This is a genomic window from Brevundimonas sp., assembly GCF_046295075.1.
GTDB lineage: Bacteria > Pseudomonadota > Alphaproteobacteria > Caulobacterales > Caulobacteraceae > Brevundimonas.
In genome coordinates this window covers 110,671-123,273 of the sequence record NZ_JBKBOC010000001.1, presented here as the reverse complement: position 1 = coordinate 123,273, position 12,603 = coordinate 110,671, and the positions used below count along the sequence as shown (strand labels likewise).

Below are 12,603 nucleotides of genomic sequence, written 5' to 3'. Positions count from 1 at the left end.
ACGATGCGTCTTCTGGTGGTAGGCAGACTGAGCGGACAGCTCGCTTCGGCGGTGAAGATGGCCATGGCGCACGGCGCCAAGGTCACCCATGTCGAGCGCGCCGACCAGGCGACCGAACAACTGCGCCGGGGACAGGGCGCGGACCTGCTGATGGTCGATTATCAGCTGGACATCGCCGCCCTGATCGCCGCCAACGAGGCCGAGCGGATCACCATCCCGGTCGTGGCCTTCGGCATCGACGCCGATGCCCGCGAGGCGGCCGCCGCCATCAAGGCGGGCGCCAAGGAGTTCATCCCGCTTCCGCCCGACGCCGAACTGATCGCCGCCGTCCTGTCGGCCGTCGCCGATGACGAAAAGCCGATGATCTCGGCCGACCCGTCGATGAAGGCGGTGCTTCAACTGGCCGATCAGGTCGCGCGCTCGGAAGCCTCGATCCTGATCACCGGCGAAAGCGGCGTCGGCAAGGAGGTGATGGCCCGGTATCTGCACGAGCATTCGCGCCGCGCCGAACGCCCCTTCATCAGCGTCAACTGCGCCGCCATTCCCGACAACCTGCTGGAATCCGAACTGTTCGGGCACGAGAAGGGCGCCTTCACCGGGGCGGTCGCGCGTCGTATCGGCAAGTTCGAGGAGGCCGACGGCGGCACCCTGTTGTTGGACGAAATCTCGGAGATGGACGCCCGGCTTCAGGCCAAGCTGCTGCGCGCCATCCAGGAACGGGTCATCGACCGCGTGGGCGGATCGAAGCCGGTCTCGGTCAACATCCGCATCATCGCCACCTCGAACCGCGATCTCGCCAAGGCCGTGGCGGAGGGCACGTTCCGCGAGGACCTGCTGTATCGCCTGAACGTCGTGAACCTGCGCCTGCCGTCCTTGCGCGAGCGTCCGGGCGACATCGTCGTTCTGGCCGACCACTTCATCAAGAAATACGCCGCCGCCAACGGCGTGCCGGTCCGCCCGATCTCGGCCCAGGCGCGCCAGGCCATCGCCGCCCACCGCTGGCCCGGCAACGTCCGCGAGCTTGAGAACGCCATGCACCGCGCGGTGCTGCTGGCGACCGGTCCCGAGATCGATGTGGACGCCATCCGCCTGCCGGACGGTCAGCCGCTGTCGGGGCAAGGCGCGGCTATGACGGGCCATGCCTATGACGGCGGGCAGGGGGGCATCGCCGCCCGCGCCGCCCAGGCCGCTGACGCCGTGACCCGCAGCTTCGTGGGCCAGACGGTGGCGGCGATGGAAAAGACCCTGATCCTGGACACCCTGACCCACTGCCTGGGCAACCGCACCCACGCGGCCAACATCCTGGGCATCTCGATCCGCACCCTGCGCAACAAGCTGAACGAATATTCCGATGAGGGCACAGCTATTCCGGCGCCCATGAGCGGCGTCTCGGCCTCGGGCTACGCGGCCTGAGGATGGCCGCCGGTTTCGATCGCAGGACGCTGATCGGCGGGGCGGGCGCGCTGGTGCTTGTCGGCTGCTATCCGCGACGCGATGAACCCAAGGCGGAAGAGACCCCACAACCCTTCCTGCTGAACGACTTGGAAGAGCGCCACGGCGGACGGCTGGGCGTGGCGGCGCTGGATGTCGGCAGCCAACGCCGGGTGTCGTGGCGCGGACAGGAACGGTTCGCCTTCTGCTCGACCTTCAAGGCCTTCCTCGCCGTCGCCACGCTGGAGCGGGTTCAGCGCGAGGAAGAACATTTGGACCGCGCCGTCGCCGTCACACGGGCGGACATGATCCCCCATGCGCCGGTCACCGAAAAAGCCATCGGCCGCACCCTGACGATCCGCGAACTGATGCAGGCGGCGGTCGAGGTCAGCGACAATCCGGCGGCCAATATCCTGATCCGTGAAATGGGTGGAATCGCCGTATGGCGTTCTTGGTGGCCGACGTTCGGCGACACCACCACAGTCATCTCGCGCCTGGAGCCGGACCTGAACACCGCCCTGCCCAACGATCCGCGCGACACCTGCCTGCCGGACCAGACCATCGCCAACATCCGTGAGCTGGCGTTCAGCGACCGGCTGACGCCGGAGCATGACCAGTTGATCACAGGCTGGCTGACGGCCTCGCCGACCGGACCGAACCGCATCAAGGCGGGCGCGCCCCAGGGTTGGACCGTCGCGCACAAGACCGGGACCGGCGCCAATGGCGCGACCAACGACATCGGCATGCTGACGCCGCTGTCGGGTTCGCCGGTCCTGATGGCCGCCTATTTCACCGGCGCGCCCGAGGCGACGGACGATCAACGCGACGCCGTGATCGCCGAGGCGACGCGTCGCGCCCTGAAGGCGTTGGGACGTGACTGAAACGCCTATGATGATGAAGGACGGCATGGCGCGTCCCACCGGGCGCGACGTCCTGGGCTGGGTCAACCGCGGCGAAGTGCTGATGGCGGTGAGCGTGATCGGCGTGATCATGCTGCTGATCCTGCCGGTTCCGAAGATGCTTCTGGACCTGCTGCTGGCCTTCTCGCTGGTGTCCAGCGTGCTGATCCTGATGACGGCCGTGATGATGAAGCGGCCGCTGGACTTCGCCATCTTCCCCACGGTTCTGCTGGTCTCGACCCTGTTCCGCCTGGGTCTGAACCTGGCCTCGACGCGTCTGATCCTGACGCACGGCCAGGAAGGTCATGAGGCTGCCGGTCAGGTGATCAACGCCTTCGGGCAACTGATGATGGGCGGCAACTTCATCATTGGGGTGATCATCTTCGCCATCATCCTGGTGGTGAACTTCGTCGTCATCACCAAGGGATCGACCCGGATCGCAGAAGTCTCGGCCCGCTTCACCCTGGACTCCATGCCGGGCAAGCAGATGGCCATCGACGCCGACCTGTCGTCCGGCCTGATCACCGAAGACCAGGCCAAGATCCGCCGCAAGGAACTGGAGCAGGAATCGACCTTCTTCGGCGCCATGGACGGCGCGTCTAAGTTCGTGCGCGGCGACGCCGTCGCCGGCCTGATCATCACCTTCATCAACGCCATCGGCGGCATCCTGATCGGAACCCTGACGCACGGCATGCCGGCGATGGAGGCCGCCAACACCTATGTCCAGCTGACCATCGGCGACGGCCTGGTGACGCAGGTTCCGGCCATCATCATCTCCATCGCCGCCGGCTTCCTGGTGTCCAAGGCCGGCGTCGAGGGCACGGCGGACAAGGCCATGGTCACGCAACTGGCCACAAACCCCGTGTCGCTGGGCGTGGTTTCGGGCGCGGCCGGCCTGATCGGTCTTATCCCCGGCATGCCTCTGCTGCCGTTCGCGGCCCTGGCCATCGGCTCGGGCTTCATGGCCTGGAAGCTGGGTCGCAACCGCCTGAAGCCGCAACCGACCGAGGCCGAGATCGCCGCGACCGCCGCCGCCGCCAAGCCCAAGGAAGACGTCGAAGAGCCCATCTCCAACATCCTGACCATCGACGAGGTGAAGATCGAGCTGGGCTATTCGCTGCTCAGCCTGATCAACGATCTGGAGGGCCGCCGCCTGACCGATCAGATCCGCGCCCTGCGACGCTCGCTGGCCCAGGAATACGGCTTCGTCATTCCCCAGGTGCGCATCCTCGACAACATGCGCCTGCCGACCCAGGGCTACGCCATCCGCATCAAGGAGATGGAGAGCGGCGCGGGCGAGGTGCGGCTTGGTCATCTGATGGCGATGGACCCGTCGGGACGTCAGGTCGAACTGCCCGGCGAGCACATGCGCGAGCCGGCCTTCGGTCTGCCGGCCACCTGGATCGAGGACGGGATGCGCGAAGAGGCGACGTTCCGGGGCTACACCCTGGTCGATCCATCGACGGTGCTGACCACCCACCTGACCGAGATCCTGAAGGACAATATGGCGGACCTGCTGTCCTATGCGGAGGTGCAGAAGCTGCTGAAGGAACTGGGCGCCGAAGAGAAGAAGCTGGTCGAGGAACTGGTCCCCAGCGTGGTCACGGTCACTACCCTGCAACGGGTGCTGCAGGCCCTGCTGCGCGAGAAGGTGTCGATCCGCGACCTGCCGGCGATCCTGGAAGGGCTGGCCGAGGCAGCACCGCACAGCTCCAGCGTCACCACCCTGGTCGAGCACGTCCGCGCACGCTTGGGCCGTCAGCTGTGCTGGCAGAACAAGGACGGGGAAGGCGCTCTGCCGATCGTCACCCTGTCGCCGGAATGGGAGACCGCCTTCTCCGAAAGCCTGGTCGGACAGGGCGAGGACAAGCAGTTGGCCATGGCGCCGTCGCGGCTTCAGGACTTCATCCGCGCCGTTCGGGACACCTTCGAACGCATCGCCATGACGGGCGAAAATCCTGTCTTGCTGACCGGGCCGATGACCCGCCCCTATGTGCGGTCGATCATCGAGCGCTTCCGGGGCCAGACCGTGGTGATGAGCCAGAACGAAATCCACGCCAAGGCGCGGTTGCGTACACTGGGCCAAGTCTGATAACGGCCTGGAAACACGGTGGATTCAGTTTGACGTTTGACGCGGCGCAGCACGCCGCTAAAGCTTCGCCGCCATGATCCAAAGTCCCCGGTCCCAATGGTCGCGATTGCGCGACTTCACCCGCACGTCGTCGCTCGCGCGGTCCATGTCCGCCATGCTGATCCTGGTTTTCGGGCTGCTGATCCTCGTCAACGCGACGACCTTCGTGATGATCCAGCGGACGGCGTCGGTGAACCGCACCGTCGAGCACGCGCAGCAGATGCGGCGTGCGTCGCGTACGATCCTGATTTCCATGTTGAACGCCGAGACCGCCCAGCGGGGATTCCTGCTGACCGGCCGCAGCGATTTCCTTCAGCCCTATCGCGACGCAAGGGCGGAGATGGAGCCGGCCGTGGTCTTTCTTGAGGGAGGCGCGGTGCAGGACCGGACGCTCAAGGCGCCTATCGACCGTATCCATCGTCTGGCGGACCTCAAGTGGGCCGAGATGGAACGGACCGTGACCTTGGCGCAGCAGGGGCGGATCGGTCAGTCGATCCAGTCCGTAAGGTCTGGCGAAGGCAAGCGCTACATGGATGAGCTGCGCGTCGCCGTGGAGGACTTCGACACAATCAAATCGACCCGGATCGCCGAGCGCAGTTGGGCCTCCGAGCGGTTCGGCGTCCTGACGGTGACGATGAACGCCATCGCGGGCCTGCTGGTGATCGTCCTGGCGCTGCTGTCGGCCTGGATGGTGCGGCGCTACGTGTCTGAACTTCAGGCCGCCCGCGCGACGCTGGACGCCGCCAACGCCGGGCTGGAGGACAAGGTCCGTGAACGCACCGGCGACCTGATGCGGGCCAACGAGGAAATCCAGCGCTTCGCCTACATCGTCAGCCATGACCTGCGCGCGCCCCTGGTCAATGTGATGGGCTATACTTCCGAACTGGAGCAGGCTGGCAAGGTCATCGACAAGTCCATCACCGACGCCGAGAAGACGCGCGAGGTCGATCCCGACGTCGTCATGGCGGTCCGAGAGGATATGCCCGAGGCCATCGGCTTCATCCGCGCCTCGACCGAGAAGATGGATCGACTGATCAACGCCATCCTGAAGCTGTCGCGCGAAGGTCGGCGCAATCTGCTGCCCGAGACGCTGGACATGACCGCCATGGCCCAGAACATCGCCAACAGCGTCCACCACCAGACCGAAGCGTCGGGCGCTCGCATCGAGGTCCAGCCTCTGCCCGAAATCGAAAGCGACCGAATTTCGATGGAGCAGATCATGGGTAACCTGATCGACAACGCCGTCAAATATCTGGACGCCAGTCGGCCAGGCGAAATCGTGGTGTCGGGCGAAGACGTGCCGGGCGGCTGGGTCGTCTATCGGGTCGCCGACAACGGTCGGGGCATTGCGCCGCGCGACCACGAACGGATCTTCGAACTGTTCCGCCGATCCGGCAAGCAGGACCGGTCGGGCGAGGGGCTGGGCCTGGCCTTCGTGCGCAACAGCGTGCGACGGATCGGGGGCACGATCGACATCGAGTCCGAGCTGGGTAAGGGCTCGACTTTCTTGCTGAAATTCCCCAAACGACTGATCCTAGCTGAACCCGGAGGCGCGCTGTGACGCAACCCGTCAAAATCATCATGGTCGAGGACGACCACGGTCATGCCAAGCTGATCGAAAAGAATATCCGCCGGGCCAACATCAACAACGAAATCAAGCATTTCGACGAGGGTGGCGCGGCGCTGGACTATCTGTTCAGCGAAGAAATTCTGGCTAACGGGCCGCTGCTGATCCTGCTCGATCTCAACCTGCCGGATATGTCGGGAACTGACATTCTGGAGAAGGTGAAGGGCAACGACCGCCTGAAGCGTGCGCCGGTCGTCGTGCTGACGACCACGGACGACAAGGTCGAGATCCAGCGCTGCTACGACCTGGGCTGCAACGTCTACATCACCAAGCCGGTGGACTATGAATCCTTCGCCGGCGCGATCCGTCAGCTGGGCCTGTTCCTGTCGGTCATCCAGGCGCCGGAGATCTGACGATCGACACGCCGCAGCCCATCCGCCTGCTCTATATTGACGACGACCGGGGTCTGTCCCGGCTGGTCGAGAAGGAGTTGGGGCGTCACGGCTATGCCGTCACCTGCGCCCCCGACGGGGATGCGGGGCTGGAGCTGTTGCAGCAGCATGAGTACGATATCTGCGCCCTCGATCATTACATGCCGGCGCGCGATGGTCTGGACGTCCTGCCTGACATCCTGGCGCTGAACGCGCCGCCGCCCGTCGTCTATGTAACGGGCACGCAGGATGGGCGGATCGCGGTGGCGGCCCTGCGCGCGGGCGCGGCCGACTATGTCATCAAGGACGTGTCCGAGGACTTCACCTCCCTGCTGCGCTCGGCGCTGGAAGACGCCCTGCTGCGTCGCCGGCTGCAGCGTGAGAACGACTTGGCGCAGGAAGAAATCCGCCTGGCCCGCGACCGGGCCGAGGCCATGCTGCGCGAGGTGAACCACCGCGTCGGCAACTCGCTGCAACTGGTGTCCAGCTTCATGTCGCTGCAGATGCGACACGTGACCGATCAAGGCGCCAGGGATGCGCTGCGCGAGTCTCAGGCGCGCATCGAGGCCGTCGCCCACGTTCACCGCCGCCTCTACACCTCGGGCGACATGAGCACCGTCGCCATGGACGAATATCTTGTGGGGCTGATGGACGAACTGTCCAAGTCCATCGGGCCTGACGAGGGATCGCCCAAGTTGACCTTGGACGCCGAACCCCTGTCGGTCACGACCGACCAGGCGGTGTCCATCGGCGTCATCGTCACCGAACTGGTCACCAACGCCGTCAAATACGCCTATGCGCCGGGGCAGGGCGGCGAGATCCGCATCCATTTGCGCCGCGAGGGCGAGAACAAGGTCGCCCTGATGGTCGAGGACGACGGTCCCGGCATGGGCGACGGCACGCCCAAGGGCACGGGCCTGGGCGGCAAGATCATCTCGGCTATGGCCTCCGGCCTTCGCTCGGCCGTCGAGTTCGACGGCGCACACAAGGGCGTGCGCGCCCGGCTGTCGTTCGACCTCTAGGGTCGGTATCCATGATGTTGCAGTTCGGCGTTCGCAAACCCGCTTCGGAATATCGTCACCGCGCCACGGCGTTCGGCATCGTCGAACGCGACGGACTGATCGCCTGTGTCCGCGTCGAGCGCGAGGCCGGTCCCTATTTCGATCTGCCGGGCGGCGGCGTGGATGCCGAGGAGACCGAGGTCCAAGCCCTGAAGCGCGAGTTCGTCGAGGAAACGGGGCTCGACATCGCGCCACTGAATCGCATCGCCGAGGCCAGCCAATATTTCGTGCGCTCGACGCGCGAGCCTGTGAACAATGTCGGCGGCTTCTGGACCGCGACGGTCACCGCCGAAGACCCGGATGCGAAATGCGAGGACGACCATACCCTGGTGTGGCTGGATCCGACCTTCGCCCTGTCCCGACTGAGACACGATGCTCACGCCTGGGCGGTCGCCGTCTGGCTGCGTCACGCAAGCTGAGCCGTACGGAACGGGCGCCCGCTTTCGCCGTTTTCCTTTCAACCCGCAACGCTCTGTCGCGGTTATTGAAAACGGAGAGCCCAGATGGCTGATCACGACCGTATCGAAGGCGCCGCCAAGAACATCGGCGGCAAGATCAAGGAAGCCGCCGGCAAGGTGACCGGCGACAGCAAACTGCAGGCCGAAGGCAAGGCCGACCAAGTCGAAGGCAAGGTCCAGAACACCGTCGGCGGCGTCAAGGACAGCCTCCGCGACAAGGCCTGAGTCTCACTAGAATTGCGCGAAAATAGGAAACGCCGTCCGCGAAAGCGGGCGGCGTTTCTGCGTTTCGATCAGTCCTTGTCGCCCCAGAGATTGATCGACAGCCCCTTGCTGTCCGTCTCATCGACAGGGCGGCATTCCGAACTGAACCCGCCTTCGACGGGACGGGGACGACAGTCCATTTCCCGCAAGGCGGACGGCGCGCTGGCCGCGCGCGATTGTGGGCCGCACTGAACGGCATAGGCCGAGCCGCCGGCGCTGGCCTGGATCATCTGACAGTCGCCCGCCATGCCGCTGGGACGCAGGGCCTCGGGCAGGTCCGGTCCCATGGCCAGGGCCAGTTGTTCGCGCACTTCGGTCTGGCAGGTCTCCATCGACTTGGCGCCGCGCACCAGCGGGCTGCACCGGGCGCGCTCGAAACCGAAGGGATCGGCCAAGCCCCACGCCGGCACGGAATGCTGCACCGTCGGCGCGGGCGCCTCGACCACGGGGTCTGGTGCGGGCGCCTCCCACACCACGCTGGGGGCGGGTTGCTGAAACAGAAGCAGGGCGAAGGCGGCGGCGATCATGTGGACACGGTCCCTCGATGTGGTCGTGGGCAGGAACCCGCCCGTGACCCGAACCTACCTTGTCAGGGCGCGCATTGCCTTGTCGAGACCTTCCAGCGTCAGGGGGAACATCCGCTCCTCCATCACCTCGCGCAGCAGGCCGACCGAGGCGGTGTAGCTCCAGTAGCGTTCCTGCACCGGGTTCAACCAGATCGACTTCTCCCACTGCTGACGCGCCCGCTTCATCCAGACGGCGCCCGCCTCCTCGTTCCAGTGCTCGACCGAGCCGCCAGGCATGGTGATCTCGGACGGCGACATGGTCGCGTCGCCGACGAAGATGGCGCGCCAGTCGCCGGGGTATTTGTGCAGCAGGTCCCAGGTTGCGATCCGCTCGGTGTGCCGACGCCGGTTGTCCTTCCAGACGCCCTCGTAAAGACAGTTGTGGAAGTAGAAGAACTCCAGGTTCTTAAACTCGGTCTTGGCGGCGGAGAACAGTTCCTCCACCAGCTTGATGTGCCCGTCCATCGACCCGCCGATGTCGAGGAACAGCAGGACCTTGATCGTGTTGCGCCGCTCGGGCCGCATGCGAATGTCCAGCCAGCCCTGGCGCGCCGTGCCGTCGATGGTGCCGTCGATGTCCAGTTCTTCCGCCGCCCCCTCGCGCGCGAACCGGCGCAGACGACGCAGCGCCACCTTGATGTTGCGCGTGCCCAGCTCGACCGTGTCGTCCAGGTTTCGAAACTCGCGCTTCTCCCACACCTTGACCGCCCGGCCATGCTGGCCCGGCCCGCCGATGCGCACGCCCTCGGGGTTGTAGCCGCCGTGACCAAAGGGGCTGGTCCCGCCCGTACCGATCCATTTCGAGCCGCCGGAGTGACGTTCGTGCTGCTCGTCCAGACGCTGTTTCAGCGTCTCCATCAGCTTGTCGAACCCGCCGAGCGCCTCGATCTGGGCCTTCTCTTCATCGGTCAGATATTTTTCGTTCAGCAGCCGCAGCCAATCCTCAGGGATTTCTGTCGTCAGGTCCTCGCCCGCGCCGACCGACTCGACCCCCTTGAACACGGTCCCGAACACCTGGTCGAACCGGTCATAGTGTTTCTCGTCCTTGACCAGGACCGCACGCGACAGGTGATAGAAGGTCTCGACCTCGCGTCCCGCCAGATCGCGATCCATGGCCTCCATCAAATGGAGCCATTCCTTCATCGACACCGGAACCTTGGCGTCGCGCAGGGCGGTGAAGAAGGGTAGGAGCATGGAACGGATGTGAACCCGGATCAGCCGCGCCGCAAGATGAACTCGCGATCACGCCAGGCGCCGACTGGGTAGTCATATTCCCCAGCCTTCTCGAAGCCGTAGGCGGCGTAGAGGCGCTGGGCCTTGTCGTTGCCGCTCCAGACGCCGATCCACAGCGGGCCTTGGGTGTGGGCCTCCATCCAGTCCAGCGACAGGGTCAGCAGTTGCGTGCCCAGGCCCAGACCCTGCGCGGCCTTGGACACATAAAGGCGGCGCAACTCCATGTGCTCCGGTCGGGCCTCGGGATGGGGCAGGCCGTTGGGACCGGCGTTGGCGAAGGCCAGCAGCTCGTCATCCCGCTCGGCCACCCACCAGGCGCAGCCCGGTTCGGCGAGTTTTTTCCTTGTCGGCTCGGGATCGAAACTGGCGTCGAGGAAGGCCTTCAGATCGGCCTCGGGATAGGGAATGCCGAACCCCTCGACGAAGGTGTCGACGAAGGTCTGGCGGCCCAGGGCGCCCAGGGCGGCGGCGTCTTCCATGCGGGCAGGGCGGATCACGATCTCGGTCATCATCCGCCCATAGAGGCAGAGGTCAAAAGCCGTCCAGCGCGATCTTGCCTATGGTTGCGCCGCTTTCCAGCCGGCGGTGACCCTCAAGCAGATTTTCGACCGACAGCGCGCCGAGGTTTTCGGTCAGGGTGGTGCGGACGGCGCCGGCGTCCACCAGGCGCGAAACCTCCGTCAGCAACCTGTGCTGTTCGATCATGTCGGGGGTCTGCTGCACCGGTCGGGTGAACATGAACTCCCAGACGAAGCCGGCCGCCTTCTGTTTCAGCAGTTCGACCGGCAGCCCCTTGAAGTCGTCGATGGCGCCGATCACGCCCTGCACCGCCACCGCGCGGGCCAAGGCTTCGAAATGGGCCTGGGTGTGGGTCAGGGATGCGATATACTTCGGCGCGCGCTCGCCGGCCGCCGCAAGGGCTTCGTCGATGGGGCCGGAGTGATTGATCACCGCGTGGGCGCCCAGGTCCAGGCACCATTGGCGGGTTTCGGGACGCGAGGCGGTGGCGACGACACGCAGCTTGGTGACGGCGCGGGCGATCTGGATCAGGGCCGAGCCGACACCGCCGGCGCCGCCGACGATCAGCAAGCTCTCGTCCTCGTCCTTGCCGGCCTTCAACCGGTCGAACAAAAGCTCCCAGGCCGTGATGACGGTCAGGGGCAGGGCGGCGGCCTCTGCGAATGTCAGGGAGCTGGGCTTGGGGCCGACGATCCGCTCGTCCACGGTTTGGCGCTCCGCGTTGGAGCCCGACCGGTCGATCTGGCCGGCGTAGAAGACTTCGTCGCCGACCTTGAACAGGCTGGCGTCTTCGCCGACGCCGATCACCACCCCGGCCGCGTCATAACCCAGGATGCTGGTCTGGTCTTCCTCGGGCTGGCGGCTGGCGCGCACCTTGGTGTCCACGGGGTTCAGGCTGACGGCCTTGACCTGAACCAGCAGGTCGCGCGGGCGCAGGATCGGTTCGGGCGCGTCGAAGGCGACCAAGGCGGCGGGGTCGGTCGCGGGGCGGGGGCCGGTCGTGCCGATTGCCTTCATGACGATCTCCTCAGGCTTGTTTCGTCGCCTTGCACATCGGCTTGCGATAGGCTGGCCGCAAGGCGCATCCGAGAAATGACCAACCCGCCATGAACCCTCTGCCGATCTTCACCCATCCGTCGATGCTGTCTCACGCGCCCGGTGCGGGACATCCCGAAAGTCCCGAGCGTCTGAAGGCAGTGCTGGACGCCTTGGCCGACGCCGGGCTCGCTGGCGACCTGCGCGCGGCGACCCTGGCCGAAGTCGTTGATCTGGAGCGGGTGCATCCGGCCGCCTATGTCGCGCGCCTGCTGGACGCGTCGCCGGTCGAGGGGATGATCCAGCTTGACGCCGACACCATGCTTTCGCCCGGAAGCGTGCCAGCGGCTCGTTTGGCGGCGGGAGCGGCGATCGACGCGGTGCGGGCTGTGGCGCGGGGTGAGATGAACCGCGCCTTCGCCGCCGTTCGCCCGCCGGGCCACCATGCCGAGCCGGATCGGGCCATGGGGTTCTGCCTGTTCTCCTCCGTCGCCGTCGCGGCGCGCGTGGCTCAATCCGAAGGGGTGGCGCGGGTGGCGGTGGTGGATTTCGACGTCCACCACGGCAACGGCACCCAGGCCGCGTTCGAAGACGACGACAGTCTGTTCCTGGCCTCCATCCACCAGATGCCGCTCTATCCCGGCACGGGTGCGGCGTCCGAAACAGGGGTCGGCAACATCGTCAACGCCCCGGTCGTTCCCCATGCTGCGCGAGAAGACTGGCGCGCGACCTTCGCCGGCGGGCTGATGCCGGCGCTGGAATCGTTCAGGCCCGACCTGATCCTGATCTCGGCCGGCTTCGACGCCCACAGGCGCGATCCGCTGGCGCATCAATCGCTCGAAGCCGAGGATTTCGCCTGGGCGACGCGTGCGATTCTGGAGGTCGCGCGTCGGACGTGTTCGGGCAAGGTTGTGTCGGCGCTTGAGGGCGGTTACGACCTTGAAGGACTAGGCCGCTCTGCGGTCGCCCACGTCGCCGCGCTCGGGGAGGACTGAGGACGCTTAACGC

Annotated in this window: 13 protein-coding genes; 9 read left to right on the top strand and 4 right to left on the bottom strand. The window is 65.9% G+C overall.

The window, feature by feature from the left end:
* Positions 1-3: 3 nt before the first annotated feature.
* The 8 genes from ACK4MH_RS00670 to ACK4MH_RS00635 all read left to right on the top strand — a co-directional run bounded on the left by ACK4MH_RS00670 (position 4) and on the right by ACK4MH_RS00635 (position 8,203).
* A complete protein-coding gene (locus ACK4MH_RS00670) occupies positions 4-1,413 on the top strand; it encodes a sigma-54 interaction domain-containing protein (protein WP_409713269.1) in 1,410 nt (469 codons plus the stop codon).
* Positions 1,414-1,415: 2 nt separating this feature from the next.
* The gene (gene bla / locus ACK4MH_RS00665) at positions 1,416-2,312 is read left to right on the top strand and encodes a class A beta-lactamase (protein WP_409713267.1); all 897 of its coding nucleotides are present in this window, start codon (positions 1,416-1,418) and stop codon (positions 2,310-2,312) included.
* 7 nt (positions 2,313-2,319) lie between these two features.
* Positions 2,320-4,422 (top strand): flagellar biosynthesis protein FlhA, encoded by a 2,103-nt coding sequence (flhA, locus tag ACK4MH_RS00660; protein ID WP_409713998.1) that lies wholly within the window; start codon positions 2,320-2,322, stop codon positions 4,420-4,422.
* 73 nt (positions 4,423-4,495) lie between these two features.
* Complete coding sequence (locus tag ACK4MH_RS00655; RefSeq protein WP_409713264.1) at positions 4,496-6,022, top strand: sensor histidine kinase; 1,527 nt, start codon at positions 4,496-4,498, stop codon at positions 6,020-6,022.
* Positions 6,019-6,441, top strand: a complete 423-nt coding sequence (locus tag ACK4MH_RS00650) for a response regulator (protein WP_409713262.1) — start codon at positions 6,019-6,021, stop codon at positions 6,439-6,441. Before ACK4MH_RS00655 ends, ACK4MH_RS00650 begins: the two co-directional genes overlap by 4 nt.
* Positions 6,438-7,481: a sensor histidine kinase gene (locus tag ACK4MH_RS00645; protein WP_409713995.1), complete on the top strand. Its 1,044-nt coding sequence runs from the start codon at positions 6,438-6,440 to the stop codon at positions 7,479-7,481. The genes ACK4MH_RS00650 and ACK4MH_RS00645 overlap by 4 nt, the downstream gene beginning before the upstream one ends.
* A gap of 14 nt (positions 7,482-7,495) precedes the next feature.
* Positions 7,496-7,939: an NUDIX domain-containing protein gene (locus ACK4MH_RS00640; RefSeq protein ID WP_409713992.1), complete on the top strand. Its 444-nt coding sequence runs from the start codon at positions 7,496-7,498 to the stop codon at positions 7,937-7,939.
* 84 nt (positions 7,940-8,023) lie between these two features.
* The gene (locus ACK4MH_RS00635) at positions 8,024-8,203 is read left to right on the top strand and encodes a CsbD family protein (RefSeq protein ID WP_409713259.1); all 180 of its coding nucleotides are present in this window, start codon (positions 8,024-8,026) and stop codon (positions 8,201-8,203) included.
* 68 nt (positions 8,204-8,271) lie between these two features.
* Here the strand turns inward: ACK4MH_RS00635 and ACK4MH_RS00630 are convergent, their stop codons facing one another.
* Genes ACK4MH_RS00630 through ACK4MH_RS00615 form a run of 4 tightly spaced genes read right to left on the bottom strand, consistent with a single transcriptional unit; the run spans position 8,272 to position 11,577 of the window.
* A complete protein-coding gene (locus ACK4MH_RS00630) occupies positions 8,272-8,769 on the bottom strand; it encodes a hypothetical protein (protein WP_409713256.1) in 498 nt (165 codons plus the stop codon).
* Between the two features lie 54 nt (positions 8,770-8,823).
* Positions 8,824-10,002, bottom strand: a complete 1,179-nt coding sequence (locus tag ACK4MH_RS00625) for a vWA domain-containing protein (RefSeq protein WP_409713253.1) — start codon at positions 10,000-10,002, stop codon at positions 8,824-8,826.
* Between the two features lie 20 nt (positions 10,003-10,022).
* Complete coding sequence (locus tag ACK4MH_RS00620) at positions 10,023-10,550, bottom strand: N-acetyltransferase family protein (RefSeq protein WP_409713250.1); 528 nt, start codon at positions 10,548-10,550, stop codon at positions 10,023-10,025.
* Between the two features lie 22 nt (positions 10,551-10,572).
* Positions 10,573-11,577 carry a zinc-binding alcohol dehydrogenase family protein gene (locus tag ACK4MH_RS00615; RefSeq protein WP_409713247.1) on the bottom strand — a complete coding sequence of 335 codons (1,005 nt, stop codon included), beginning with the start codon at positions 11,575-11,577 and terminating at the stop codon, positions 10,573-10,575.
* A gap of 89 nt (positions 11,578-11,666) precedes the next feature.
* Here ACK4MH_RS00615 and ACK4MH_RS00610 point away from each other — a divergent pair, with 89 nt between their 5' ends.
* Positions 11,667-12,590: a histone deacetylase family protein gene (locus ACK4MH_RS00610; protein WP_409713244.1), complete on the top strand. Its 924-nt coding sequence runs from the start codon at positions 11,667-11,669 to the stop codon at positions 12,588-12,590.
* Positions 12,591-12,603: the final 13 nt, after the last annotated feature.

What these genes read in the sequence shown, in the direction of transcription:
- ACK4MH_RS00625 (WP_409713253.1), bottom strand. Translation starts at nt 10,002, where the DNA reads ATGCTCCTACCCTTCTTCACCGCCCTGCGCGACGCCAAGGTTCCGGTG.
- ACK4MH_RS00630 (WP_409713256.1), bottom strand. Translation starts at nt 8,769, where the DNA reads ATGATCGCCGCCGCCTTCGCCCTGCTTCTGTTTCAGCAACCCGCCCCC.
- ACK4MH_RS00610 (WP_409713244.1), top strand. Translation starts at nt 11,667, where the DNA reads ATGAACCCTCTGCCGATCTTCACCCATCCGTCGATGCTGTCTCACGCG.
- ACK4MH_RS00615 (WP_409713247.1), bottom strand. Translation starts at nt 11,577, where the DNA reads ATGAAGGCAATCGGCACGACCGGCCCCCGCCCCGCGACCGACCCCGCC.
- ACK4MH_RS00670 (WP_409713269.1), top strand. Translation starts at nt 4, where the DNA reads ATGCGTCTTCTGGTGGTAGGCAGACTGAGCGGACAGCTCGCTTCGGCG.
- flhA (WP_409713998.1), top strand. Translation starts at nt 2,320, where the DNA reads ATGATGATGAAGGACGGCATGGCGCGTCCCACCGGGCGCGACGTCCTG.
- bla (WP_409713267.1), top strand. Translation starts at nt 1,416, where the DNA reads ATGGCCGCCGGTTTCGATCGCAGGACGCTGATCGGCGGGGCGGGCGCG.
- ACK4MH_RS00655 (WP_409713264.1), top strand. Translation starts at nt 4,496, where the DNA reads ATGATCCAAAGTCCCCGGTCCCAATGGTCGCGATTGCGCGACTTCACC.
- ACK4MH_RS00640 (WP_409713992.1), top strand. Translation starts at nt 7,496, where the DNA reads ATGTTGCAGTTCGGCGTTCGCAAACCCGCTTCGGAATATCGTCACCGC.
- ACK4MH_RS00635 (WP_409713259.1), top strand. Translation starts at nt 8,024, where the DNA reads ATGGCTGATCACGACCGTATCGAAGGCGCCGCCAAGAACATCGGCGGC.
- ACK4MH_RS00620 (WP_409713250.1), bottom strand. Translation starts at nt 10,550, where the DNA reads ATGACCGAGATCGTGATCCGCCCTGCCCGCATGGAAGACGCCGCCGCC.